Annotated in this window: 22 protein-coding genes and 1 tRNA gene; 8 read left to right on the forward strand and 15 right to left on the reverse strand. The window is 73.0% G+C overall.

Annotated features, from left to right (window positions below; all coding sequences use genetic code 11):
* Position 1: 1 nt before the first annotated feature.
* From COO58_RS06710 to COO58_RS06730, 5 genes are read right to left on the reverse strand one after another with little or no spacing between them, the layout of a single operon-like run.
* Positions 2–1,507 carry a penicillin-binding protein 2 gene (locus COO58_RS06710; RefSeq protein WP_091566079.1) on the reverse strand — a complete coding sequence of 502 codons (1,506 nt, stop codon included), beginning with the start codon at positions 1,505–1,507 and terminating at the stop codon, positions 2–4.
* The gene (locus COO58_RS06715; protein ID WP_091566083.1) at positions 1,504–2,994 is read right to left on the reverse strand and encodes an FtsW/RodA/SpoVE family cell cycle protein; all 1,491 of its coding nucleotides are present in this window, start codon (positions 2,992–2,994) and stop codon (positions 1,504–1,506) included. The genes COO58_RS06710 and COO58_RS06715 overlap by 4 nt, the downstream gene beginning before the upstream one ends.
* Positions 2,995–3,022: 28 nt before the next feature.
* Positions 3,023–4,456, reverse strand: a complete 1,434-nt coding sequence (locus COO58_RS06720; RefSeq protein WP_098744202.1) for a PP2C family serine/threonine-protein phosphatase — start codon at positions 4,454–4,456, stop codon at positions 3,023–3,025.
* Positions 4,453–4,944 carry an FHA domain-containing protein gene (locus tag COO58_RS06725; protein ID WP_091566091.1) on the reverse strand — a complete coding sequence of 164 codons (492 nt, stop codon included), beginning with the start codon at positions 4,942–4,944 and terminating at the stop codon, positions 4,453–4,455. Before COO58_RS06725 ends, COO58_RS06720 begins: the two co-directional genes overlap by 4 nt.
* A 6-nt stretch (positions 4,945–4,950) precedes the next feature.
* The gene (locus tag COO58_RS06730; RefSeq protein WP_026267912.1) at positions 4,951–5,739 is read right to left on the reverse strand and encodes a DUF3662 and FHA domain-containing protein; all 789 of its coding nucleotides are present in this window, start codon (positions 5,737–5,739) and stop codon (positions 4,951–4,953) included.
* A gap of 209 nt (positions 5,740–5,948) precedes the next feature.
* Here COO58_RS06730 and COO58_RS06735 point away from each other — a divergent pair.
* From COO58_RS06735 to COO58_RS06750, 4 genes are all read left to right on the forward strand, one after another.
* Positions 5,949–6,034 (forward strand) — tRNA-Leu (locus tag COO58_RS06735).
* Positions 6,035–6,105: 71 nt separating this feature from the next.
* Positions 6,106–7,215, forward strand: a complete 1,110-nt coding sequence (locus COO58_RS06740; protein WP_176558758.1) for an NAD-dependent epimerase/dehydratase family protein — start codon at positions 6,106–6,108, stop codon at positions 7,213–7,215.
* The gene (locus COO58_RS06745; protein WP_091566098.1) at positions 7,212–8,018 is read left to right on the forward strand and encodes a WecB/TagA/CpsF family glycosyltransferase; all 807 of its coding nucleotides are present in this window, start codon (positions 7,212–7,214) and stop codon (positions 8,016–8,018) included. Before COO58_RS06740 ends, COO58_RS06745 begins: the two co-directional genes overlap by 4 nt.
* Positions 8,019–8,272: 254 nt before the next feature.
* A complete protein-coding gene (locus COO58_RS06750; protein WP_091566102.1) occupies positions 8,273–8,881 on the forward strand; it encodes a hypothetical protein in 609 nt (202 codons plus the stop codon).
* Here COO58_RS06750 and COO58_RS06755 read toward each other — a convergent pair.
* From COO58_RS06755 to COO58_RS06765, 3 genes are all read right to left on the reverse strand, one after another.
* Positions 8,849–9,241 carry a hypothetical protein gene (locus COO58_RS06755; protein ID WP_091566106.1) on the reverse strand — a complete coding sequence of 131 codons (393 nt, stop codon included), beginning with the start codon at positions 9,239–9,241 and terminating at the stop codon, positions 8,849–8,851. The genes COO58_RS06750 and COO58_RS06755 overlap by 33 nt on opposite strands.
* Before the next feature lie 148 nt (positions 9,242–9,389).
* Positions 9,390–9,611 carry a DUF397 domain-containing protein gene (locus tag COO58_RS06760; protein ID WP_091566110.1) on the reverse strand — a complete coding sequence of 74 codons (222 nt, stop codon included), beginning with the start codon at positions 9,609–9,611 and terminating at the stop codon, positions 9,390–9,392.
* Positions 9,581–10,462: a helix-turn-helix transcriptional regulator gene (locus COO58_RS06765; RefSeq protein WP_091576762.1), complete on the reverse strand. Its 882-nt coding sequence runs from the start codon at positions 10,460–10,462 to the stop codon at positions 9,581–9,583. Before COO58_RS06765 ends, COO58_RS06760 begins: the two co-directional genes overlap by 31 nt.
* A gap of 620 nt (positions 10,463–11,082) precedes the next feature.
* Here COO58_RS06765 and COO58_RS06770 point away from each other — a divergent pair.
* Positions 11,083–11,370, forward strand: coding sequence for a hypothetical protein (locus COO58_RS06770; protein WP_091566115.1), 288 nt, complete (start codon positions 11,083–11,085; stop codon positions 11,368–11,370).
* Between the two features lie 99 nt (positions 11,371–11,469).
* Positions 11,470–11,931 carry a hypothetical protein gene (locus tag COO58_RS06775; RefSeq protein ID WP_091566119.1) on the forward strand — a complete coding sequence of 154 codons (462 nt, stop codon included), beginning with the start codon at positions 11,470–11,472 and terminating at the stop codon, positions 11,929–11,931.
* Between the two features lie 3 nt (positions 11,932–11,934).
* Here COO58_RS06775 and COO58_RS06780 read toward each other — a convergent pair whose 3' ends face one another.
* Both COO58_RS06780 and COO58_RS06785 read right to left on the reverse strand, forming a co-directional pair.
* Positions 11,935–12,783, reverse strand: coding sequence for a PASTA domain-containing protein (locus COO58_RS06780; RefSeq protein ID WP_091566123.1), 849 nt, complete (start codon positions 12,781–12,783; stop codon positions 11,935–11,937).
* Between the two features lie 110 nt (positions 12,784–12,893).
* Entirely contained in the window at positions 12,894–13,568 is a 675-nt protein-coding gene (locus COO58_RS06785; protein WP_255292536.1) for a PASTA domain-containing protein, read from the reverse strand.
* Positions 13,569–13,682: 114 nt separating this feature from the next.
* On the opposite strand from COO58_RS06785, the gene COO58_RS31200 reads away from it, so the two are divergent.
* Positions 13,683–15,191 (forward strand): hypothetical protein, encoded by a 1,509-nt coding sequence (locus COO58_RS31200; protein WP_369700172.1) that lies wholly within the window; start codon positions 13,683–13,685, stop codon positions 15,189–15,191.
* A gap of 97 nt (positions 15,192–15,288) precedes the next feature.
* On the opposite strand, the gene COO58_RS06795 is transcribed toward COO58_RS31200, so the two are convergent.
* On the reverse strand, positions 15,289–16,767 hold the full coding sequence (locus tag COO58_RS06795) for a glutamate--cysteine ligase (protein ID WP_091566131.1): 1,479 nt from the start codon (positions 16,765–16,767) through the stop codon (positions 15,289–15,291).
* A gap of 249 nt (positions 16,768–17,016) precedes the next feature.
* Positions 17,017–17,598, reverse strand: coding sequence for a YceI family protein (locus COO58_RS06800; RefSeq protein ID WP_091566135.1), 582 nt, complete (start codon positions 17,596–17,598; stop codon positions 17,017–17,019).
* 101 nt (positions 17,599–17,699) lie between these two features.
* On the opposite strand from COO58_RS06800, the gene COO58_RS06805 reads away from it, so the two are divergent.
* Positions 17,700–18,194 (forward strand): MarR family winged helix-turn-helix transcriptional regulator, encoded by a 495-nt coding sequence (locus COO58_RS06805; RefSeq protein ID WP_091566138.1) that lies wholly within the window; start codon positions 17,700–17,702, stop codon positions 18,192–18,194.
* Between the two features lie 204 nt (positions 18,195–18,398).
* On the opposite strand, the gene COO58_RS06810 is transcribed toward COO58_RS06805, so the two are convergent.
* The 3 genes from COO58_RS06810 to COO58_RS06820 form a co-directional block, all read right to left on the reverse strand.
* Positions 18,399–20,945 (reverse strand): helix-turn-helix domain-containing protein, encoded by a 2,547-nt coding sequence (locus COO58_RS06810; protein ID WP_098744207.1) that lies wholly within the window; start codon positions 20,943–20,945, stop codon positions 18,399–18,401.
* Between the two features lie 102 nt (positions 20,946–21,047).
* Positions 21,048–22,196: an acyl-CoA dehydrogenase family protein gene (locus COO58_RS06815; RefSeq protein WP_098744208.1), complete on the reverse strand. Its 1,149-nt coding sequence runs from the start codon at positions 22,194–22,196 to the stop codon at positions 21,048–21,050.
* 116 nt (positions 22,197–22,312) lie between these two features.
* Complete coding sequence (locus COO58_RS06820) at positions 22,313–23,845, reverse strand: acyl-CoA carboxylase subunit beta (RefSeq protein ID WP_098744210.1); 1,533 nt, start codon at positions 23,843–23,845, stop codon at positions 22,313–22,315.
* Positions 23,846–24,172: the final 327 nt, after the last annotated feature.

Here is a 24,172-nt window from a genome sequence, read left to right on the forward strand (position 1 = left end):
GTCAGCGCCTCCCGGAGTCGGCGATGGCCGCCGCCATGATCCGGCCGGCGATCCGGGCCGCCTCGGCGCTGCCGCCGCTGCCGGCCTGCTCCAGCTCGACGCAGACCGCGGAGAGCGGCGTGCCGTCCTTGGCCAGCGCGAAGCCGATGAACCAGCCGTGGTCCGGCGTGTCCGGGCCGGACTGGGCGGTGCCGGTCTTGCCGCCGACCACGTAGCCGTCGATGGCGGCCCGTTGGCCGGTGCCCTCCTTCACCACGTTCTGCATCATCGACCGCAGGTCGGCCGACACCTGGCTGCTGACCGGGCGGCGCAACTCGCGCGGCTTGGCGGCGTCGTAGACGGTGGTGCGGTCCGGGCCGAGCAGCTGCTTGACCAGGTACGGGCGCATCTGGCTGCCGTCGTTGGCCACCGCGGCGGCGATCAGCGCGCCCTGCAACGGCGTCATCCGCACGTTGTTCTGGCCGATCGACGACTGGGCCAGCGCGGCCGGGTCGGTGCTGCCGTCCGGGTTCTGCATGTCGCCGGTGCGGCTGGCCGCGACCGGTAGCCCGCCGTCGCCGTCCTGCCCGACCGTGAGGTCCTCCTGCTCGAAGCCGAACTGCCGGGCCTTCTCCTTGACCTTGTCCGCGCCGAGCCGGACGCCGAGCTGGGCGAAGCCGGTGTTGCAGGACTCGGTCACCGCCTCCCGCAGCGTGACCTGGGCCTCGGGGCAGATGGACTCGGCGGCGTTGCGGATCGGCACTCCCGCGCCCGGCGCGGTGTAGCTGCGCCCCGCCGGGATCTGGGTCTGCTGGCCGATGCCGTTCTCCAACGCCGCCGCGGCCATGACGATCTTGAAGGTGGAGCCCGGCGGCAGCACCTCGGACAGCGCCCGGTTGGCCAGCGGCCGGTCCTTGTCCTTCTCCAGCGCGTTGTAGGCCCGGTCGGCCTCCGTGCTGTCGTGGCTGGCCAGCGGGTTCGGGTCGAAGCTGGGCATGGAGACCAGCGCCTGCACCGCCCCGGTACGCGGGTCGATCGCGATCGCCGCGCCCTTGGTGGCCCCCACCTGGTTGTCGTTGAGCTGCTTGTACGCCGTCTCCTGGGCCCGCTTGGAGAGGGTCAGCAGCACGTTGCCGCCACCGGTCTCGTCACCGGTGAACATGTCCTTGATCCGGTTGGCGATGAGCGCGTCGCTGGTGCCGGCGAGGAAGTCGTTCTCCACCCGCTCGATGCCGCTGGCGCCGCCGTTGACCGGCTTCCAGCCGAGCACGTGCGCGTACGTCTTCCCACCCGGATAGGTGCGCTGGAACTTCAGCTCACCGCCGGTCTCCTTGCTGACCGCGTACGCGGTGCCGCCGACCTCGATGTTGCCGCGCTTGCGGTCGTACTCGGCGACCTGGACCCGACCGTTGTAGTCGCTGGTGCGGTATTCGTCGGCCTTGTAGGCCTGGATCCAGTTCAGGTTCGCGAAGAGCAGCCCGAACAGGACCATCACGACCACACCGACGCGGCGCAGGGGTGCGTTCACGGCCGGATCACCTCCGTCGGGGCGCCGTGCAGCTGCTCGGGCGGACCGCCGGCAGGGCGCGCCGCCGGGCCACCCCCACCGGTGACCGGCCGGCGGGCGCCGTCGGACACCCGCAGCAGCACCGCGATCAGCAGCCAGTTCGCCATCAGCGAGGAGCCACCGGCGGACAGGAACGGGGTGGTCTGGCCGGTCAGCGGGATGAGCTTGCTGATCCCGCCGACGATGACGAACACCTGGAGGCCCAGGGTGAACGCCAGACCCCCGGCGAGCAGCTTGCCGAACGAGTCCCGCACCGCCAGCGCGGCGCGCAGGCCCCGCTCGACGATCAGCAGGTAGACCACCAGCAGCGCGGAGAGGCCGAACAGGCCGATCTCCTCACCGATGCCGGCGAAGATGAAGTCGGTCTGCACCTCGGGCAGCAGCGTCGGCTGGCCGCCACCCGGACCGGCGCCGAACAGGCCACCGGTGCCGAGCGTGAGCAGGCCCTGGACCAGCTGGTAGCCCCGGTCGTACGGCTCGGCGAACGGGTCCAGCCAGATCTGCGCCCGGTCGTAGAAGTTGGCGAACGGCCCGCCCACCGTGCTGCCCAGCACGTATGCCAGGTAGGCGCCACCGAAGAACAGGATCAGACCGATGAGCAGCCAACTGACCCGCTCGGTGGCGATGTAGAGCGTCACCACGAACATGCCGAAGTAGAGCAGCGAGGTGCCCAGGTCCTTCTCGAAGACCAGCACCAGGATGCTGACCAGCCAGACCACCAGGACCGGCCCGAGGTCGCGCCCACGCGGGAAGTCGATGCCGAGCACCCGCCGGCTGGCCAGCGAGAGCACCTCGCGCTTGCGCACCAGGTAGTAGGCGAAGAACGTGAGCAGGGCCAGCTTGGCGAACTCACCCGGCTGGATCTGGAACCCGCCGACCCGGATCCACAGCTTCGCGCCGTTGATCTCGGAGAACCGCCCCGGCAGCACCGCCGGGATCATCACCAGCACGATGCCGGCCAGGCCCAGGGTGTACGCGTAGCGCGAGAGCGAGCGATGGTCGCGCAGGATCGCCAGCAGAGCGGCGGCGAGCACCACCGCGGCGAGCGTCCAGGCGAGCTGGCGGCCGCCGGTGCCGGCGAAGATGGCCAGGTCCGCCCGCTCCGCCGGGGCGGCCTGCGCCAGGTCGTACCGGCGCAGAAAGCCGACGCCGATGCCGTTGAGCAGCGCCACCGCCGGCAGCAGGGCCGGATCGGCGAACGGCGCCAGCCAGCGGATCACCAGGTGCAGCCCCAGGAAGACCAGGCCCAGCGCGGCGGCCGGGATCCAGAAGTCCGGGGTGACCGTGTCCAGCGCCTTCGCCTCGATCATCGCCGCGTACGCCGCCACCAGCACCATGGCGAGCAGGAGCAGGGACAGCTCGGCGTTACGCCGGGACCGGGCCAGGCGTACGCCGGACTGCTCGCCCGTCGAAGCGGGCGAGGCTGCCGGTACGGCGGCTGCGGTCACGGATGCGTCCTCAGGATCGAGCCGACACTCACTCCGGCGACCGGCAACCGGCGGGATCGGCCGGTGCGTCGGTGTCGGAGGGAGCGGCGTCGGGCGTGGTGGTCGACGTCGGCGTGGGCGTCGGCGTGCCGGCCGCCGGGGTCGGCGGCACGGCGCTGCCGGTGATGACCGGGGTCAGCGCTCCTGCCGTCGTCACCGGGGTCGGGCTCGCCGAACCGGCCGTCGGCCCGGGCGGGCAGAGCGGCTTGAGGTTCGGGTTGGCCGGGTCGTCGCTGGTCAGCTCGGCCAGCCGGCGCTCGGCATCCGGTTCGCTCTTGGCCTGGATGCCCTGCTTCACCCGCTCCTGCGCGGCCAGCGTCAGGTCGTCGAGCCGCGCCGGGCTGCGCTCGTGCACGTTCGACAGGTCGAGCCCGGCGACCTGCCCGGGCACGCCGCGGAAGACCGCGAGCTGACCGTCGTCGGTGGCGCCGACGTAGAACTGGCGCTGGGTGTAGCTCCAGCCGCCGAAGATGCCGCCGGCGACGATGACCGCCAGCGCGAGCGCCATCGCGGCGGTACGCAGCGGGTGCCGCCGGCGCCGCTCGGGCTCGTCGTCGCGGGTGTCGACCGGCTCCTCCGGAGCGGGCGGCCGGGGCGCGGACAGCGCCGAGGCGCGGGCCGCCGGGGTGGAGTCGTCGGCGGAGGTCGCCATGCCCCGGTCCCGGGCGGCGGCGCCGCCGACGATCGGGGACGCCTCGACGATGTCGCGGTCGGTGGCGTCGGCGATGATCACCGTGATGTTGTCCGGACCGCCGCCGCGCAGCGCGAGCTGCACCAGGCGCTCCACGCACTGCTGCGGGTCGGCGTACTCCCGCAGGGTGTCACCGATGGTGTCCGCGCTGACCACGCCGGAGAGCCCGTCGGAGCAGATCAGGTAGCGGTCGCCGGGCAGCACCTGGCGGACGCTGTACTCCGGGTCGATGTCGCGGCCGTCCAACGCGCGGGTGAGCAGCGAGCGCTGGGGGTGGCTGCTCGCCTCCTCGGCGCTGATCCGGCCCTCGTCGACGAGCATCTGGACGTAGGTGTCGTCCTTGGTGATCTGCGCGAACTCACCGTTGCGCAGAAGGTAGGCCCGCGAGTCACCGATGTGGACCATGCCGAGCTTGCTGCCGGAGAAGAGGGTCGCGGTGAGCGTCGTGCCCATCCCCTCCAGCTGCGGGTTGGCGTCCACGGTGTCGCGGAGCTGCTGGTTGGCGGTGCCTACGGCGGAGCGGAGCGCGTCGACCAGGGCGTCACCGGGGACGTCCTCGTCGAGCGGCGCCATGGCACCGATGACGATGTTGCTGGCGACGTCACCGGCGGCCATGCCGCCCATGCCGTCGGCAACGGCGAGCAGCCGCGGTCCGGCGTAGACGGAATCCTGGTTGCCGTCACGGATCAGACCGCGGTCGCTGTGGGCCGCGTAGCGCAGGGTCAGAGTCATGGCCGTAATTCGAGGGAAGTGCGGCCGATCCGGATCGGCACGCCGAGGGGGACGGGGGTTGGTCCGGTGACCTTAGCGCGATCCAGGTAGGTGCCGTTAGTCGATCCGAGGTCCTCGACGTACCACTGCCCGTCACGCGGCACGAGCCGGGCGTGTCGCGCCGAGGCGTAGTCGTCGGTGATCACCAGGGTGGAGTCCTCCGCCCGCCCGATGGTGATCTGGGCCTCGCCCAGGGTGATCCGGGTGCCGGCCAGTTGACCTGCGGTGACCACCAACTGGTGGGCGGCCCGACCCCGCTTGGCCTTTGCCGGCTTCCCCGCGGGCGGCGCTCCGGTGGAGGCGCCGACCCCGCGCGGCGCGGCCACCAGCCGACCCGACCGGGCCCCGGCGAAGAGGTCCCGACGGATCACGCCGACCACCGTGAACACGAAGATCCACAGCAGGATGAGGAACCCGAACCGGGCGACGGTGATGACGAGCTCCGGCAACGGGGATCAGCCGTCCACGCGGAAGGTCAGCGTCGTCGTGCCGAGCTGGATCATGTCGCCCGGGTTGAGGGCGACCGCCGAGACGCGCTGGCCGTTGACCATCGTGCCGTTCGTGGAGCCCAGGTCGGTCAGCACGACCTGGCCGCCGTCGAAGTCGAGCCGGGCGTGGCGCCGGGAGATGCCGACGTCGGGCAGGCGCAGGTTGGCCTGGTCACCGCGGCCGATCACGGTCGAGCCCATCTGCAACGGGTAGGTGCGGCCGTCGCCGGACACCAGGCGGACGTTGCGACCGCCGCCGTGGCCGGGCGGGGGGCCGTAGCCGCCGCCCTGGTCGTACGCCGGGTAGGCCGGACCGGCGTCGTAGCCGCCGGGGGCCGAGACCGGGGCGACGTCGCCGCCGGTGTAGACCTCGGCGGTGACCCGGAACATGCCGGTGTCCAGCCCCTCACCACGTTCGACCTCGACGATCACGTCGCCGTAGACCGTCCAGGCCTGCTCGCCGATGAACTCCGCCTGCGACTGGGCCAGCTCCTGGGCCAGCGCGGCGGCGTACGGCGCCAGGCGACTGTGGTCGTAGGGCGAGAGATCGATCACGTAGCGGTTGGGCACCAACGTGCGCCCACCGGCCAGGATCGCCTTGTGCGCCTCGGCCTCCCGCTGCATGGCGTTGAGGATCTCCACGGGGTGGACCACCCCTTTGAAGACCTTGGCGAAGGCCCCCTCGACCAGGCCTTCCAGACGCTTCTCGAAGCGTTGCAGCACGCTCACCGGCTCCTCCTCGGGTCCCGAGGCAATGATGGTATCCGGACACCGCCTCCGCAGCTCACACGCCGCTCGGCCGGCTACCGTCGACCCGTTCGTGACCAGGGCCGCAAGCGTGCTACAGTTTCGCCCGCCACGAGCGGTGACCGCTCGTGGCGTGACCAGTGGACAGCGTAGTATGTCCCGACACCTGCCGCAGATGGCGGGCGAGGGATGCGATATGGTGTTCCGGGTCGTGCCACGGGGATGTGGCGGAATGGCAGACGCGCACGGTTCAGGTCCGTGTGTCCGAAAGGACGTGGGGGTTCAACTCCCCCCATCCCCACCAGAACGAGGGCTCCGCAGGATGCGGGGCCCTCGCGCCGTATCGGGGCGTACCGGACGTCACGCTATGCTCCGATGGTTTCCCTGCCTCCTATAAACCAGGAGTGGCGTGTGAGTGTCGCGTTGGTGACCGGTTCGGGCGGTCTGATCGGCTCCGAGGCGGCCCGGCACTTCGCCGGCCTCGGTCTCGACGTGGTCGGCATCGACAACGACATGCGGCGATACTTCTTCGGCGAGGACGGCTCGACCGCCTGGAGCCTCGACCGCCTCGCCGCCGACCTCGGCACCGCGTACACCCACCATGCCGTGGACATCCGCGACCGGGACGGCCTGGAGCAGGTCTTCAAGCGGTACGGCCGGGACATCGCCGTGGTGATCCACAGCGCCGCCCAGCCGAGTCACGACTGGGCCGCCAAGGAGCCGTACACCGACTTCGACGTGAACGCCGGCGGCACGCTCAACGTGCTGGAGAACACCCGGCGGCACGCGATCGACGCGCCGTTCATCCACTGTTCCACCAACAAGGTCTACGGCGACCGGCCGAACTCGCTCCCGCTGGTCGAGCTGGAGACCCGCTACGAGCTGCCCGAGGACCACCACTGGTACGACGGCATCACCGAGGACATGTCGATCGACGAGTCGCTGCACTCGATCTTCGGCGCCTCGAAGGTGGCCGCGGACGTGATGGTCCAGGAGTACGGCCGGTACTTCGACATGAAGACCGCCTGCTTCCGGGGCGGCACGCTGACCGGGCCGGCGCACTCCGCGGCGGAGCTGCACGGCTTCCTGGCGTACCTGATGCGGTGCGTGATGGAGGGCCGGACCTACAACCTCTTCGGCTACAAGGGAAAGATGGTCCGGGACGCGATCCACTCCCGGGACGTGCTGACCGCGTTCGAGGCGTTCTTCCGCGAGCCGCGCTCCGCCCAGGTCTACAACCTCGGCGGCGGCCGGCACTCGAACACCTCGCACATCGAGGCGTTCCGGATCGCCCAGGAGATCACCGGCCGCGAGGCGCAGATCAACTACGTCGAGCAGGCCCGCACCGGCGACCACCAGTGGTACGTCAGCAGCATGGCCCGGTTCGAGGAGCACTATCCGTCCTGGAAGATCACCTACGACGTGCCGATGATCCTCCGGGAGATCTACGAGGCGAACGTCGACAAGTGGGTGCCGAAGCCATGACCGGCGACACCAAGCGCAACGTGCTCGGCGTCGGGGTCGACGCGACCGACTACGACCGGGCCACCGAGGCCGTGGTCGCGGCCGCGCACGAACGCCGCCCGATGGCGCTGACCGCGCTGGCCGTGCACGGCGTGATGACCGGGGTGCTCGACCCGGCGCACAACGCCCGGCTCAACTCGTTCGACGTGGTGACCCCCGACGGGCAGCCGGTGCGCTGGGCGCTCAACCTGCTGCACGGCGCCGGTCTCACCGACCGCGTCTACGGGCCGGAGCTGACGCTGCGTGTGCTGTCCCGGTTCGCCGACGAGGGGCTGCCCGTCTACCTCTACGGCTCCACCGAGGAGACGCTGGCCCGCCTGGTCCCGGCACTGGAGCGCCGGTTCCCGGCGCTGAAGATCGCCGGCGTCGAGCCGTCCAAGTTCCGCGCGGTCGCACCGGGCGAGGACGCCGAGATCGCCGACCGGATCCGGGCCAGCGGCGCCCGCCTCGTCCTGGTCGGGCTCGGCTGCCCCCGGCAGGAGGTCTTCGCGTACGCGATGCGGCCGCTGCTGGACATGCCGCTGATGGCGGTCGGCGCGGCGTTCGACTACCACGCCGGCCTGCTGCGCAACCCGCCCCCGTGGATGCAGCGCGCCGGGCTGGAGTGGTTCTGGCGGCTCGGCCTGGAGCCGAAGCGGCTGTGGCGCCGCTACGTCATCCTCAACCCGGCCTACCTGGCCCGGTTGGCGGCGCAGAAGACCGGCCTGTGGAAGGCCACCCCGCCGGCGCCGGCCACCGGTCGACCCGCCACCTTCGACGTCTGACCCGACGACGTCCGGCGGCCACCCGTGAGGGGGACCGCCGGACGCCGGTGGGAGAGGTTGGCTGCGGTGGGTGACGGTCGCCCGGGTGAGGCTCCGGGAGACCGGTCGACACGATGCTAGGTCGCCGCACGACCACTGTGAACATTCCGGAACCGCCATACCGCCGGCGCGATGACCCCTACGGGAGCGCGTACCGGGAGAACCGGGGGGCCGTCCCCGATTCGGTGGGCGTCGAACTGGGCAAGGCTGGGTCCATGGATGACCGTCTCGCCGTGTTGCTCCCCGTCGCCGCCGTCTGGTTGGCCGCCGGACTGGTCGCCGAGGGCCTGCCCCGGCTGGACCGGGCCCGGGCGCTGCGTCGGCGTACCGGATGGTTGTCCGCCCTGGTGCTGACCGGCCTCGCGCTCACCGCGGCGGTCCTGACCGCGGGCCTGCAGAGCGCCGGCGACACGGCGGTCGACCGGGCCGCCGCCGGTCTCGCCGTCGCGGCCGTCCCGGCGGCGGTCGTCGCGGCCTGCACGGTACGCCGGGTCCGGCGGGTGCGGGCCGGTGCCGGCGCCTTCGCGGCGGCGCCCGGGATCCCGGCCCCGCACGGTCTGCGGGCCGCCGCCGCGCACCCGCTGATCGCGCTGCCGTTGCAGGCGACCGCGCTCGCGGTGCTCGTCGCCGTGCTCCCGGCCGCCGGGGTCGACCTCTTCGCCGCACCGGGCCTGGCCGGCCCGGCGATCACGGTCGCGGTGCTCGCGGTGTCCGCGATCGGGGTACGGCACGCGTTGCGGCACAACCGGCTCGCCGAGCGGGCGTTGCCGCCCGCGCGGGCGGCGGCGGTGTCAGCGCGTCCGGCCGGTGCCCTGCACGTATAGCAGCTCCAGGATCGCCCGGGTCGCCTCGAACCAGCGGTCCAGCCAGCCGGGCGGGGGGACGCTGCCCTTCGGGGGCAGCTCCATCAGCAGGCCGCGCAGGAGCGGGTGGTCCACCAGGGACTCCTGCTGCTCCATCGGCCACCCGCTGGGCGGGAAGGACGGCTCGGTGAGCGGGTTGGGGTCCAGCGACGGCAGGGAGAGCGGCCCGGCGGACTGCTCCGGCGCGGCGGCCATCTCCTCGCCGTCGGTGGAGACCACCTCGGTGAGGACGGTGTCCCGGCGCGCCCCGCGGTATTTGCCACCGAACCGCTCGGGCTTTCCCGGGCCGCTGGTGAGGTTCTCTGAACCGATCGTCGTCATCCGTCTCGCCTGCCTCGTTCGGTTGCCGATCCGTGCGGTTCAACGAGGCGGAACGAAACTGGCGACGGGTGGCCGGCGCCGGCCGGCACCCGAACGAAATGGTCCCGCCCGGCGACGCTGCCGGGCGGGACCACGCTTTCGGTGACGATCAGCTCCGGCCGAACGCACCGCCCCTGGCGCGGGCGACGAAGGCGTGCCAGTCGCCCGGGGCGAAGACCAGGGCCGGGCCCGTCTTGTCCTTCGAGTCCCGCACTCCGACCGCCCCGGTCACGTACGCGACCTCGACACAGTTGTCGCAGTTCGGCCCGCTCTTCGAGCTCTTGAACCACGTCGCCTGCGTCAGGTCCACGGGGAACTCCTTGGTCGCCATTTCCACAGTGGCTCCTCTGCCAGTTTCGCGATGTGTGCGATGGATTCCTCCGGGCGTATGGCCGCTGCTCGAATGTGATCGAAGATGAAGCTGTACTTCTGCAGTTCGTCGCTCTTCTCCAGGAAGAGCCCACCCGTGGCGTTCTCCGCGTACACGACATCGGGATCACTCGGTTCGGGGAAGCTGAGGATGGTGAAGGTCCCGTCCATGCCGGCGTGCGCGCCCACCTCGAAGGGCAGGACCTGCACCGTCACGTTCGGCAATTCGGCCACCTCCACCAGCCGCTTGAGCTGGCCACGCATCACCGCGTCGCCGCCCACCGGCCGGCTCAGCACCGCCTCATCGAGCACCACCCACAGATCGACCGGATCGTCCTGGGTCAACAACGACTGACGGCCCAGTCGGACACGCACCCGTTGTTCGACCTGTTCGGCGGTGAAGTCCGGCCGGGCGGCTCGGATCATCGCCCCGGCGTACTCCTCGGTCTCCAGCAGCCCCGGCACGACCTGCTGCTCGTAGGCGCGGATCGAGCTGGCCGCGGCCTCCAGGCCGACGTACGCCCCGACCAGCACCGTGCTGTAGGGATGCCACCAGCCCTTCTGCCGGGCCTCGCGGGCGATCTGCACCAGCTCGTCGCTCTCCGCGCCGACCACCCCGTAGATCCGGAGCATGTCCCGTACGTCGCGGGGCGTCGCGGTGGTGTGGCCGGTCTCGATCCGGGAGATCTTGGACGCCGAACACTCCAGTTGCTCGGCGACCACCTCGATGGTGATGCCGGCGGCCTCCCGCTGCCGGCGGAGTTCCGCACCCAGCCGGCGCCGGCGGATGGTCGGGCTGCGCCGTTCACTCATGACGCCGCCCACCGGCTCGCGGGACCAGGACTCACAGACACCCGGCTACCTCCGGTCGGTCGCGCCCCGGTTCGGCACCCGCCGTGGGCGCGACCCGGGGGCGGCGGGCGAGCGTTCGCGGCAGGGGTGGTGCCGGTCGTCGACCGGCCGCGACGGGCGAAACCGGCGTCCAGTGTGCCGTTTGGGTACCTGAGGGTTCAAGCGCCCCGTTCACGTGTCCCGCTCACCTATCGGCAAAAGTCGACGTGCAACTTGCATCCGGCAGGTCGCTGATGCACTCTGTCGGTATGGCACGGGTTACTCACCGTCTTCGCATGATCTCCGGGCGTGGTGACACCACGGTCCGTGGGACGGCCGGAGGGGAGCCGTCCCGCGCCGCGAGACCTGCCCCGGGGTGAAGACCCCGCCGCTGCACGCCGGCTCGGCTGCGGCGGCGGGAGCGGTAACCGGGAGCAGCCGGGTGATGGTCGGGTGGCGGTCCGCCACCGTGGGTACGGCCCGACCAGCACCGACCCACCGACCGCCGGTCCACCGAGGTAGACCCCCCGTCACCGGACCGCACCGACCCCCGTTCCGTCTCGCCGGCCCGAACCGCCGGCCGAACCTTCCCAGGAGCCCATGTGCTTCCCCGCTCCGGTGACGTACTGCACGTGACTCGCGCGGCGAGTGTCCAGTTCTTCCGACCGATCATGTTCCGGGTGATCCGGGTGCTCGACTGGCCGACCTACGACGGTTGGCTCTGGCTTGACGGCTACGAGTTGAACGCGGCGGGGGACGCGGTCAACCGGCGGTCGATCTTCGTACTGCAGGAGGGGTTGCGGCAGGTCCAGGCCGCACCGGCCCCTCGTCAGCACACCGTACGGACGGCCCGACGTCCGGTGGTCCGGACTCCGGTCCGGGTGGGCTGACCTCACGATTCCCGGTCGGGAGGGCGTGCCGCCGCCATAGAATCGGTACGCCCACCCCGGCACCGTTCCACCCCGCGCGCCACGGACCCTGAACCTGGGATGGTCATGGTCAATCTGCCCGCCGCGCGGCGGCACCACCGGTCCCGTGTCGGCTATGCCCTCGGGCTCTTCCTCTTCCTCGGCCTCGCCACCGTGCTCGCGCTCGTGGTCCGCCATCCGGCCTTCTCCGCCACCCAGCAACTGGCCGAGCCCGTGCCCGCCCCGGAGATCACCGTGGCCGGCGAGGGCGCGCGGTCGGCCGGCGAGCCGGCGGAGGCCGAGCCCTACGGGGACGAACCCGACGAGGACGAGCGGGACGGGGCCGGGTCGGCGACGGCGGACGACACCGACGAGGAGCCCGACGACGATCAGGCGGGCTCCGGGGCCGGGGAGGGCGCGCTCGCGGACCGCCCCACCGACTCGACCGACCTCAGCCGGTCACTGTTCTATTCCGGCCTGCTCGGGCTCGCCATCTCGCTCGCCGGGCTCGGCCTGGTGGGCACCCGACGCCGGCAGTGGTGACCGTCAGGGCGTGGTGGTGGTCGCCGGCGCGGAACTCGGCGTGGTCGCGCCGGTGGTGGGCGGGGCCGCTGCGGCCACCACGAGCGTGACCCGGTCGCCGTCGCCGACGGAGTAACCGGCCTCCGGGTCGGTCGCGATCACCGTGCCGGCCGGTCGGTCCGACGGCCGACGCTGCACCCGGTAGTCGACACCCAACCGGTCCAGCGCCGCCCGGGCGGCGGACTCGGGCAGCCCGACCAGCGGCGGCATCGGCACCTCGGCGGGCGGCGTCGTGGTCGGGGGCGTGCTCGACGGCGAACTGCTCGGTGACGCGCTGGTCGGCGCGGCACTGGTCCGCGCCGAGGTGCTGGGCACCGCCGACGGCGTCGGGCCCGGACCGTCGTTCCGCTCGGCGGCACGCAGGGCCAGCCACACCCCGGCCGCGATCAGACCGAGCAGGACCAGCGCCAGGATGCCCAGCAGGATCGGCATCCACCAGCGGCGTCCGGCCTGCTCGTCGCCGTACCACTCGGCGCCCGGCTCGGGGTAGCCGGCCGGTCGCGGCGGCGGTACGCCCGCACGCCCGGACCAGGCCCCGCCGCCGACCGGTTCCTGGCGAGTGGTGGCGTCCAGCGGTCGGCGTCCCTCGCCGGGCAGCGGTCGGGTGGCGTCACCGTCCGCCCCGCCGGGCACCGGCCGCGTCGCGTCGGGGTCGTCGCCGGGGTTGCGGGGCATCGCGCGGGTGGCGTCGGCGTCCTCGCCGCCCGCTCCCCGCGGCATGGCGCGGGTGGCGTCGGCGTCGTCCCCGTGCGGGGGCAGCGCCCGGGTGGCGTCCGCGTCACCGGCGGGTGGATCCTGACGGTCGTCGCTCATGGCACACGTCCTTTCCCCACCGGGACGGGGCACACGGCCCTCGATCGTCCACGGTAGCGGTCCGCGGCCACGCCGGCCGGCATCAGCGCGCCGTCCTGCCCGGCCGGCCGTCAGGGAGTGGGCGACGGACTCGCGGTCGGCGCGTCCCCGCAGGTGAGCGCGATCTGGTCGTTCCACCGGGCGGCGCTCCCGGCGGCCGGTTCCTGCCCGGTGACCGGCCCCTGCCGGCCGCTGCGGTAACGCGGGTAGAGCCCCGCCTCCACCAGGTCGTCCGCCGCGTCGGCGCAGGACAGGGCGCCGACGTCCGGCACGGTGACGGCCGGGGCCGGCCCGGCGACCCAGACGGTGACCGTGACGCCGCGCTTGACCGGCTCGCCGGGGCCCGGCGAGGTCCGCTCGACCGCACGGCCCGAGCCGGCGCCGAACACCAGCCGCCAGCCGAGCCGGCGGTCGCGCAACTCCTGCCGGGCCCGCGCGAAGTCGGCGCCGACCAGATCCGGCACGGTGAGGCCGGACGGGGTACGCGACCGCGGACCGCTGGGACGGTCGTCGGCGGGTCGGGTGGACGGGGCGCTCGGCGTGGCCGGCGGACCGGAGGTCGCCACGCCGCCGCTCGGCACGACCCCGGAGGAGGCGGCGGGCCGGTCCGGCTCACCGGCGAGCACCCAGCCACCACTGGCCCCGATCACCGCCAGCAGGACCACCGCCAGAGCACCGCCGAGAAAGAGCCGGGTACGCCCCGGACCGGTCCCGTCGTCGCGTACCGGCTGCCGATCGTCCGTCATCGCGTCCCCCGCCTCGTTCATCGGCGACCGTAGCCGGTGTCGCCAAGCCGTCCGCGACCGGTCGCCGGATCCCACGACTCGCCGGGGCGACCTCGGGACGCTACGCTCCCCCGCATGGCCAGACGGGGCTGGGGAGGATCGACCGCCGCCGCACTCGGCGTCGCCGCCGGTGCGGGCGCCGCGCAGCTCGGCTTCGGCTACGGGCTGGGCATCATCAACTGGGCGCCGACCGGCTCGGTACGCGTCGAGGCGGCCTGGGTGGCGAGTCTCGCCTGGGCCACCTGGATCGCGGCGACCTCGGTCATCGCCGGCGCGGTCTGCGCCCAACGACTGCGGGGTGGCGGCGAAGAACCGGTGGGCACCCTGCCCCGGCTCGGTCTCGCGCTCGCCGCCGGCGCCGGCGCGCTGGTCACGGTGCTGCTGGTGGCGGTGCCGGCCCGGGCGGCCCGGGTGCCCGACACGTCCTCGCCGCAGACCGTCGCGGCGACGTACGCGGCCGTGGGGCTCGTGCTCGGGGTGCTGCTGGCGACCTGGGCGCTGCACACCCGTGCCGCCGCCACCAACCTGATCGCCACCACCGGTTGGCTCTGGCTGCTCGCCGTGGTGTCGGTGATCGACGGCGTGCTCTCCGGCCGTGGCCTCAGCACCGCCCAGCTCGGCATCTGGCAGATCAGCGCGGACCGGGCCGGATTCTGGATCCGGGACTACTTCTACTGGCCGGGCGTACTGCTCTCTCTGGGCTCGGCGCTGGTGATCGGCGTGCTGGCCGCCCGCCGCGCGGTGCGCCCGGCGGACGTGCGGGTCGGGGCGGCGGCGTCCGGCGCGGCCGGTCCGCTGCTGGTCTCGATCGCGTACCTGCTGGCCGTGCCGCGCCTCGCCGGGATCGCCGCCGAGCAGCTGTCGGCCCATCTGATCGCCCCGTACGCGGTCATCGCCGGCCTGGCCGGCTCGGTCCTGGTGGCCGCGCTCGCCCAGCGTGCCGACCGCCGAGCCAACGATCGCCCGCCGGCGTCGGTGCCCCGCCAGCGCGCCGGGGAGCCGGATCCGACGTCGACCCTCGCCGGGTACCCGCAGGCGGGGCGGACCGGCGTCACCGGGTCGGAGTCCACGTCATCCGGTGGCGATGCCGAGTCGACCACCGGGTCCGACGTCGTCGGCGCCGAGCGGGCACCGGGCACGGAGGACAAGCCGGCGCGCAGGTTCTTCGGCCGCCGGGCGGGCCGGGCCACGCCGGACGCGGACGCCGCAACCGCGCCGGCACGGACGAGCGAGCCGGCATCCACCACTCCGGAGACGGCGGTCGGTCGCCTCGACGAGCCGACCGGGGGAACGGGCCCGGACTCCGGTGCCGACCCGGACCCGACTCCGGGTACCGGCGCGGAGTCCACCAGGGTGGACCTGCCGGCCCCGGCAGCGGGCCGCACGAGTCGGTCGTCCGGCACGCGCGCCGGCTCGTCGGGGCGCCCCTCGCGGGCCGCCGCCGACCGTGCCGGCCGCGCGGTACCGCCCCAGCGGCAGCCCGACGCCGCTCTGCCGGTCACCGACGCTCCCGACGGCGAGAACGGCTCGGACGCGACCCCGCCCGCGCGCGCCGACGAGCCGAAGGCCCGTCGCAAGCCCTGACCACCCCGGTCCCGCCGCAACCTCGCCGAAGTGGCGGGAACGGAGGCGGTCCGATGCCACCACTTCCCCGAAGTGGCGGCGGACCGGGCGGGCTGGGTCAGTCGACCGGCCAGGTGTGGACCGGCTCGTTGCCGCGCTGCAACTCGGCGTAACGCTGGACCATGTGGTGCAGCGCGGCCTTCCGGTCCATGCCCTGGTGCCGCTCCGCCGCCCACACCGTCTCGGTCTGCCAGACCGCGCCGTTGCGACCGGTCCGGCAGCGGCCCTCGATCACGCCGAGCAGGCGGTCCCGCTCGGCCGGGGCGACGCCGAACCGGTCCAGCCCCTGCGCCGCCACGGGCAGCAGCGTGTCGAGGACGAGCCGGGTGACCGGCACGTCGCCGACCCGGGGCCAGTGCAGCACCGCGTCCATCCCGCGCCGCGCGGCCGCGTGGAAGTTCTCCTCGGCGGAGCTGAACGTGAGCTGACTCCAGATCGGACGATCCGACTCGGCCAGGCCACGGGCGAGGCCGAAGTAGAACGCGGCGTTGGCGAGCATGTCCACCACGGTCGGGCCGGCCGGCAGCACCCGGTTCTCCACCCGCAGGTGGGGGCGGCCGTTCATGATGTCGTAGACCGGGCGGTTCCAGCGGTAGACGGTCCCGTTGTGCAGCCGCAGCTCGCCGAGCTGGGGCACGCCGCCGGCGTGCAGCACCTCGACCGGGTCCTCCTCCTCGCAGATGGGCAGCAGCGGCGGGAAGTAGCGGACGTTCTCCTCGAACAGGTCGAAGATCGAGGTGATCCAGCGCTCCCCGAACCAGACCCGGGGGCGTACGCCCTGTGCCTTCAACTCGTCCGGGCGGGTGTCGGTGGCCTGCTCGAAGAGGGCGATCCGGGTCTCCGCCCAGAGCTGCCGGCCGTAGAGGAAGGGCGAGTTGGCCCCGACCGCGACCTGCACGCCCGCGATGGCCTGGGACGCGTTCCAGTAGTCGGCGAAGCTGTCCGGCGCGACCTGGAGGTGGAACTGGAGGCTGGTGCAGGCGGCCTCCGGCGCGATCGAGTCGGTGTGCGTGCGCAGCCGCTCGACACCGTTGATGTCCAGCTCGATGTCCTCACCGCGGGCGCCGACGATCTGGTCGTTGAGCACCCGGTAGCGCTCGTCCGTGGAGAGGTTGTCGGCGACCAGGTGGCGCTCGGTGAGGGTGGGCAGGATGCCGACCATCACGATGGTCGCGTCGGACTTGGCGGCCCGCTCGTCGGCGCGGCTGAGGCTGCTGCGCAGATCCTGCTCGTAGTCGGCGAAGCCGCCGCCCTCGATCAGCCGGGGGGAGGCGTTCAGTTCGAGGTTGAACTGCCCCAGCTCGGTCTGGAACAGCGGGTCGGCGATGTCGGCCAGGATCTGGTCGTTGCGCATGGCCGGCTCGGCGGCGGCGTCGACCAGGTTCAGCTCGATCTCCAGCCCGGTCATCGGGCGGTCCGCGTCGAAGCCGAAGTCGTCCAGCATCAGCGCGAACACGTCCAGGCACCGCCGGACCTTCTGCCGGTAGCGGACCCGATCCTCCCGGGAGAAGGCGCCCTGCTCGACGTCCCTACCCATGTGTCCTCCCGGCGCCGGTGCGACGGAACCGTACCGTTCCGCAACGCATTGTGAACCATCCACGTGGTGTGCGTAAGTGCGTCCGGTCCGGTGGTGTCCGTCGCTCGGTCGCAGGTCTGCACCTGTACCCAGCGGAGACGTCGTGCAGCGCCCGGGACCGAAGAACAACACGTGACAATTCGCACGACCCCGCGTACGCGAACGGGCCCGCGCCGTGGAGACGGCGCGGGCCCGTGGGCCTGGTGGGGCTCAGCCCTGGCGGACGGCCTCGCCCTCGATCTCGATCTTGACCTTGCGGCCGACCAGGACGCCGCCGGTCTCCAGCGCGACGTTCCAGGTCAGACCGAAGTCCTCCCGGTCGATCTCGGTGGACGCGGAGAAGCCGAAGATGTCCTGCCCGAACGGGCTGCGGCCGACGCCCTCGAACTCCACCTCCAGCTCGACCGGGCGGGTCACGCCCTTGATGGTCAGGTCACCGGCGAGCACGAACTCGTTGCCCGAGCGCGACTTCACTCCGGTGCTGCGGAACTCCAGCGTGGGGAACTGCTCGGCGTCGAGGAACTCCGGGCTGCGCAGGTGCGCGTCCCGGTCGGCCTGCGCGGTGTTGATGCTGGCGGCCTGGATGGTGGCGGTGACCGCGGACTCCAGCGGGTCGTCGGTGACCGTGATGGTGGCGGTGGCGTCGGCGAACTCACCGCGTACCTTGCTGACCATCATGTGCCGTGCGACGAAACCCACCCGCTTGTGCGCGGCGTCCAGGAGGTACGTGCCGGGGGCGGGGATGGTGAGGCCCTCCCAGTCGCGGGTAGTCGCCTCGGTGCTGCTGGTCATGATGCTCTCCTCCGGAGAAGATTGTTGAGTAGCCCAACGGCTGACTGAGCAACTATAGCTACGGCAATATTCCCTGTGTCAAGTGTTGCTAGGATGGTGGCGTGGACCAGAACGTGTTCGACGACCCCCGGATCACCGCCGTCGGCCTGCTCGTCGAGGCGCACGCCGGGCTGTCCGCCCGGTTCGCCGCCCAGTTCGAGGAGCACGGCCTGTCACCTGTCGAGTTCGAGGTGCTCACCCGGCTCGCCCGGTCGCCGCACAACCAGTTGCGGATGACCGACCTGGCGGCACAGACCTCGCTCTCGACCAGCGGCGTGACCCGGGTGGTCGACCGGATGGAGCGCGACGGCCTGATCTGCCGACGGGCCTGCCCGTCCGACCGGCGCAGCTCCTTCGCGGTGGTGACCGCCGCCGGGCTGAGCAGACTGGACGAGATCCTGCCCGGTCACCTGAAGATCATCGAGCAGTGGTTCACCGGCCAGCTCGACCCGGCCCAGCTGGACGGGCTCCTGGACGGCCTGCGCCGGGTGCGCGACGCGGTCCACCCGGGCGCCACCGCCGGCAGCACCGAGCCGGCCGGCACGCCCGCCTGCTGAGGCGTGCCTACCGGTCGGTCACCGGCAGAATGACCGGCAGAACCGTCCTGGGATCGGGGCAAAGTACGGCACAAGCGTGCGAAACGCCCAGCAGGCACGGATAGGCTTCCGGCAGCGGGGGGCACCGGGGGGTGCTGGCGCGAGCGTGGAGCGAGGGGCAGCACCAGGGGGCTACTTCGCTCGCGCCACCCCCGCGCCCTCCGCTCAGCCCCGCCGCGCGCGATCCCGCTGCGCCACCAGGGAGTAGAGCAGTTCCTCCTCCCGGGGCAGCAGGCTGACCCCGGTGACCTGCCGGGCGCGATCCAGCCGGTCCAGCACGGCCACCTCACCGGTGCTGGCGGCCAACCCGACCAGCGCCTCGACCAGGTCCCGCCGGTCCGCGCCGCCGGACGCCGCCTCGGCCGCGGCCGCGAACCACTCCGCCGCCAGCTCACGATCCCCCCGGTGCAGCGCCACCTGACCCTCGATGAGTCCGCGGAGCGCGTCCTCGGGGCGGACGTCCCGGCCCGCGCCGGGCGGGTCCCAGCGCTCGGCGGCCGACGGCCGACGGGGCCTCGGCACCGGTCCGGACGGCCACAGCTCCGCCACCACGGCCGACGCGTCGTCGATCCGCCCCTGAAGCGCGAGCGCCAACCCGACCGTGCCGACCACTCGACGGAGCCGCCCGGGATCGCCCAGCTCCACCAGCGCGGCGGCGGCCCGCCGCCCCTGCTCGACCGCCTCCGCGTAGCGGCCCTCCCACCGGGTCAGCTCGGCCAGATCGGCCCGGGCCAGCAGGCGCAGGCGCTGATCGCCGCACTGCGCTGCCAGCCGGTCGACCGTGGCCAGCCGCCGCCGGGCCCCGGCCAACTGCCCCACGCGTACGTCGTGCCAGGTCAGGTGGTGCTGGGCGACGGCCATCTCGCGTGCCCGGCCGTGCCGGGTGGCCAACGACAGCGCGGCCTCGGCCTGCTCACGCGCCTCGTCGTGCGCGCCGAGCCCGCGCAGCAGCGCGCAGAGCACCGACCGGGCGGACAGCTCCCCGGTCACGTCGCCGACCTCGGTGAAGGTGACCAGCGCCGCCCGCGCCGCCGGCAGCTCCTCCGCCCCCGCGCCGTGCTCGACGGCCAGCCGGGCCGCACCGAGCAGCGCCCAGGCGCGCAGCACCGGCGGCACCCCGGCGGTACGCGGATCGTCCAGCAGTCGACGCAGCCACCGGCGGCCGGACACGTCCCGCCCCCGCAGCCGCCACCAGCGGGGCAGCGCGGCGGCCAACAGCAGCGCCGTCGCCGGGGCCCGCTCCCCCGCGTACGCCAGCGCGGCGGTGATGTCGCTCGTCGCCTCGTCGAGCAGGTGGACGGTGCCGGGCAGCTCCGCGCCGACCAGGCCGGGGGCGGTACGCCGGACCAGCCCGGCGACCACCGTCGCGTGCCGCAACCGGATCCCGTCCGTCTCGCCCTCGGCGTCGGCCTGCTCGGCCGCGAAGTCACGCACCGCGTCCAGCAGCCGGAACCGGAACGGGCCCGTCCCCCGGACGCTGAGCAGGCCCAGCTCCCGCAGCCGGTCCAGCAGCGGCACGGCGTCCCACCGGTCGGCGCCGGTGGCGAGCAGTTCCTCGGCCAGCTCCACCGACCAGCGGTTGCGGAAGGCGGACAGGCGGCGCAACGCCGCCCGCTCGGCCGGGGCGAGCAGGTGGTAGCTGGTCGCCACCGCCTCGCGCAACGTCACCGTGCCGGCTGCCGGCTGCCCGCCGGGCCGCACGGCGGCCAGGTCGAGGACGCGGTCGCCGTAGCGGTCGAGCAGCTCGGTGACGTCGAGGATGCGGCCGCGGGCCGCCATCAGCTCGACGGCCAGCGGCAGCCCACCGAGCCGGCGGACCAGCGCGGCGAGCGCCGGTAGCTCGGCCGGGGTGGGCGGCGCGTGCCGGGCCTGGGTGAGCCGGGCGGCGAAGAGCGCCGCGGCGGGCCACCGGTCCAGGTCGGCCCGCTCCGTCGGCCGCGAGCCCGGCGGTGGCACGTCCAGCGGCGCCACCGGCCGGACCAGCTCACCGGGGAGGCCGACCGGCCGGCGACCGGTCACCAGCACCCGCAGCGTCGGCGCCGCGGCGGTCAGCGACCGCAGCGCCTCGGCCACCGGCCCGGGCGCCCGTTCGACGGCGTCGACCAGCAGCAGCGCCGGGCGGCCGGCGAGCCGGCAGGAGAGGTCGGCCAGCCGGCTCACGCCGAAGACCGCCGCCGAGGCGGCCAGCACGTCGGCCGTGTCCGAGCCCTCGCCGACCAGCACCCCGACCACACCGGCGGGATGGCGGGCCGCCACCGCGTGGGCGACGGTCAACGCGAGGGCGCTCTTGCCGACGCCGGCCAGCCCGACCAGGCTCACCACCGGATGCGCGCCGATCAGGTCGGACACCTCGGCCACGTCCCGGTCCCGCCCGAGCAGCGCCACCGGTTGCGGCAACGCGGTCGGCGTGCCCGGATCGTCGGCGGCCGGGACGCGCGGCGCCGGGTCGGCCGGTGCGGGCCGGGCGGTGGTGACGAACTCCCGACGGTCGTCGCCGGTCAGCCCGAGCGCGTCGGCCAGCAGATCCACTGTGGTGCGTTGGGGTCGGGTCGCCCGCCCCCGTTCCAGATCACGGACCGTGCGCACGCCCACGCCGGCCCGGCCCGCCAGCTCGGCCTGGGTCAGGCCGGCGGCGAGCCGGTGCCCGCGTACCAGATCGGACAGCAGGGTCCGACCACCGGGGCTCCGCGAACGATCATGATCGGGAGTCATGGGCACGAAGAGTACGGATCGGGTCCGACGCTCCACAGCCCATCGTCAACCACCCGACCGTCCATCGCCGATATCCGACAGACGGCCGAAACGGGGCGTCGCTCACATACCGAGGTCGCGGGCGATGATCATGCGCTGCACCTCGCTGGTGCCTTCGCCGATCTCCAGGATCTTGGAGTCCCGCCAGAAGCGGGCCACCGGGTACTCGTTCATGAAGCCGTAGCCGCCGTGGATCTGGGTCGCCTCCCGGGCGTTGTCCACCGCGACGGTGCTGGCGTGCAACTTGGCGATCGCCGCCTGCCGCTTGAACGGCTCACCGGCGAGCATCCGGGCGGCAGCGTCGTAGTAGGCCAGCCGCGCGGTGTGCGCCTTCATCTCCATGTCCGCGATCTTGAACTGGATCGCCTGGTAGTTGCCGATCGGCTGGCCGAACGCCTGGCGCTCCTTGGCGTACGTGATCGACTCGTCCACGCAACCCTGGGCCAGCCCGACCGCCAGTGCGGCGATGGCGATCCGGCCCTCGTCGAGGATCCGCAGGAACTGCGCGAAACCCCGACCGCGCTCACCGAGCAGGTTGGCCGCCGGCACCCGGCAGTCGTCGAACGTCAGCTCGTGGGTGTCCGAGGCGTTCCAGCCGACCTTGGAGTAGCCGGGCGCGACCGTGAAGCCGGGCGTGCCGGACGGCACGATGATGGTGGACAGCTCCTTGCTGCCGTCGGGCTTCGTGCCGGTGACCGCGGTGACCGTGACCAGCGCGGTGATGTCGGTGCCGGAGTTGGTGATGAACGCCTTCGAGCCGTTGATCACCCACTCGTCGCCGTCCAGCACCGCCCGGGTCCGGGTGCCGCCCGCGTCCGAGCCGGTGCCCGGCTCGGTGAGCCCGAAGCCGGCCAGCGCCTCACCGCTGAGCAGCTTCGGCAGCCACCGCGCCTTCTGCTCCTCGGTGCCGAACCGGTAGATCGGCATGGCGCCGAGCGAGACCGCCGCCTCCAGCGTGATCGCCACGCTGGAGTCGACCCGGGCCAGCTCCTCCAGCACCAGGCAGAGCGCGAAGTAGTCGCCGCCCATGCCGCCGTGCTCCTCCGCGAAGGGAAGCCCGAACAGACCCATCTTGCCCATCTGCCGGACGATCTCGTACGGGAAGGTGTGCTTCTCGTAGTGATCGCCGATCACCGGGGCGACCACCTCGCGGGCGAAGTCCCGGACGCTCTCCCGCAGCGCCTGCTGCTCCTCGTCGAGCCGGAAGTCCATGTCGATCCTCCTGGAAGGCGGGCCGCCGGGCGCTCGTGACGCCGGGAGCGGCTGAAAGCGTTAGGAGGGGCCCCTTTCCATGCACCAGGCGTTAAGAAGGGGCCCTTCCTTACCGGTCAGACGGGGGTGACGCCGTGCCGGCGCCGGGAGAAGTGCCGCTCCTTGCCGCGCGCGGCGGCGAACCGGCGCACCAGCTCGGCGCGCAGCTCGTGCGGCTCGACGATCGCGTCCACCACCAGCTCGCTGGCGAGCCGGACCACGTCGATGTCGCGCTCGTACTCCTCGCGCCTGGCGGCGACGAACGCGGCCCGCTCGGCCTCGTCCTCGATCGCGGCGATCTTGTTGGCGTAGACCGCGTTCACCGCGGCCTCCGCGCCCATCACCGCGATCTTCGCGGTGGGCAGCGCGATGGTGGCGTCGGGCTCGAAGCCGGGGCCGGCCATCGCGTAGAGGCCCGCGCCGTACGCCTTGCGGACCACCACGCAGATCTTGGGTACGGTCGCCTCCGAGATCGCGGTGATCATCTTCGCGCCGTGCCGGATGATGCCCTGCTTCTCCACCGCGCTGCCGACCATGAAGCCGGGCACGTCGCTGAGGAACAGCAGCGGCACGTTGAACGCGTCGCAGAGCTGCACGAACCGGGTCGCCTTGTCGGCCGAGTCGACGAAGAGCACGCCGCCCTTGAACATCGAGTTGTTGCCGACCACGCCGACGACCTCGCCGTTCAGCCGGCCGAACCCGATGGTCAGCTCCTTGGCCCACAGCGCCTGGATCTCGAAGAAGCTGCCCTCGTCGAGCAGACCCTTGACGTACCGGCGCATGTCGAACGCCTGCCGCTCGCTGGCCGGGACCAGGGCCGCCAGGTCGGCCTTCGCCGGCGCGTCCACGGCCTCGGCGGCCGGCGGCTCCTGCTTCCAGTTCGACGGCAGGTAGGACAGGTACGTCCGCACCACGTCGAGCGCGTCGTTCTCGGTCTTGCAGAGGAAGTGCCCGACGCCGGACTCGGTGCAGTGCACCTTGGCGCCGCCCATCGCCTCCAGCGTGGTCTTCTCACCGGTGACCATCTCGACCATCCGGTCGGAGCCGAGGTACATGCTGGCGTTGCCGTCCACCATGGCCACCACGTCGCAGAACGCCGGGATGTACGCCCCGCCCGCCGCGCTCGGCCCGAACAGCGCGCAGACCTGCGGGATCGAACCCGAGGCGCGGACCTGGTTCCAGAAGATCTTGCCGGCGCCGCGCCGGCCCGGGAACAGGTCGACCTGGTCGGTGATCCGGGCGCCGGCCGAGTCGACCAGGTAGACCATCGGCACGCCGGTCGAGTAGGCCCGCTCGATGATCCGGATGATCTTCTCGACGGTGCGCGCGCCCCAGCTGCCGGCCTTGACCGTGGAGTCGTTCGCCATCAGGCAGACCTGCCGGCCGTCGATGGTCGCGGTGCCGGTCACCACGCCGTCGGCGGGCAACCCGTCGGCCATGGCGTTGGCGTAGATCCCGTCCTCGACGAAGGAGCCCTCGTCGACCAGGTAGGCCACGCGCTCGCGGGCGAACAGCTTGCCCTTGGCGGCGTTGGCCGCATGGTATTTGTCCGCACCGCCGGCGCGGGCGCGCTTGCGCAGCTGCTCCAGAGCCTCACCGTCGAGCGTCACGCCGACTCCCTTGCACCCCACCGACCTGAACGATCGTTAGGCTACCCCACCCCCGCCCCCTCCGGCGACCCACCACCCGCCGCACCCCGTACCTCCGGCCGGGGCGGCTCGCGCGGTCGGGGCGGCCCCGGCGAATCCGACGGCTCGCCAGTTCGGCGTAGTGGCGCCATCCACGCCGTCGGGACCCAGCCACCTCCCCGAGCTGGCGACCCTCTCCACCAGTTCCCCGAGGTGGCGGCACCCTGAGCCCGACCACGCCGGCGCTCCGACCCCGCCCATGCCCCGCGTCCCCGCCCCTGTCGCCCGCCCCTGCCCGCCCTCCAGCCC

Origin of the sequence: Micromonospora sp. WMMA1996 (genome assembly GCF_002573675.1) — a bacterium.
Lineage (GTDB): Bacteria > Actinomycetota > Actinomycetes > Mycobacteriales > Micromonosporaceae > Micromonospora > Micromonospora sediminicola.

Bases quoted from the DNA above. Each gene is read 5' to 3' on its own strand.
- COO58_RS06720 (WP_098744202.1), bottom strand. From the start codon at position 4,456: ATGACTCTGACCCTGCGCTACGCGGCCCACAGCGACCGCGGTCTGATC.
- COO58_RS06800 (WP_091566135.1), bottom strand. From the start codon at position 17,598: ATGACCAGCAGCACCGAGGCGACTACCCGCGACTGGGAGGGCCTCACC.
- COO58_RS06750 (WP_091566102.1), top strand. From the start codon at position 8,273: ATGGATGACCGTCTCGCCGTGTTGCTCCCCGTCGCCGCCGTCTGGTTG.
- COO58_RS06740 (WP_176558758.1), top strand. From the start codon at position 6,106: ATGGTTTCCCTGCCTCCTATAAACCAGGAGTGGCGTGTGAGTGTCGCG.
- COO58_RS06815 (WP_098744208.1), bottom strand. From the start codon at position 22,196: ATGGACTTCCGGCTCGACGAGGAGCAGCAGGCGCTGCGGGAGAGCGTC.
- COO58_RS06810 (WP_098744207.1), bottom strand. From the start codon at position 20,945: ATGACTCCCGATCATGATCGTTCGCGGAGCCCCGGTGGTCGGACCCTG.
- COO58_RS06795 (WP_091566131.1), bottom strand. From the start codon at position 16,767: ATGGGTAGGGACGTCGAGCAGGGCGCCTTCTCCCGGGAGGATCGGGTC.
- COO58_RS06745 (WP_091566098.1), top strand. From the start codon at position 7,212: ATGACCGGCGACACCAAGCGCAACGTGCTCGGCGTCGGGGTCGACGCG.
- COO58_RS06765 (WP_091576762.1), bottom strand. From the start codon at position 10,462: ATGAGTGAACGGCGCAGCCCGACCATCCGCCGGCGCCGGCTGGGTGCG.
- COO58_RS06775 (WP_091566119.1), top strand. From the start codon at position 11,470: ATGGTCATGGTCAATCTGCCCGCCGCGCGGCGGCACCACCGGTCCCGT.
- COO58_RS06785 (WP_255292536.1), bottom strand. From the start codon at position 13,568: ATGACGGACGATCGGCAGCCGGTACGCGACGACGGGACCGGTCCGGGG.
- COO58_RS06755 (WP_091566106.1), bottom strand. From the start codon at position 9,241: ATGACGACGATCGGTTCAGAGAACCTCACCAGCGGCCCGGGAAAGCCC.
- COO58_RS06780 (WP_091566123.1), bottom strand. From the start codon at position 12,783: ATGAGCGACGACCGTCAGGATCCACCCGCCGGTGACGCGGACGCCACC.
- COO58_RS06760 (WP_091566110.1), bottom strand. From the start codon at position 9,611: ATGGCGACCAAGGAGTTCCCCGTGGACCTGACGCAGGCGACGTGGTTC.
- COO58_RS31200 (WP_369700172.1), top strand. From the start codon at position 13,683: ATGGCCAGACGGGGCTGGGGAGGATCGACCGCCGCCGCACTCGGCGTC.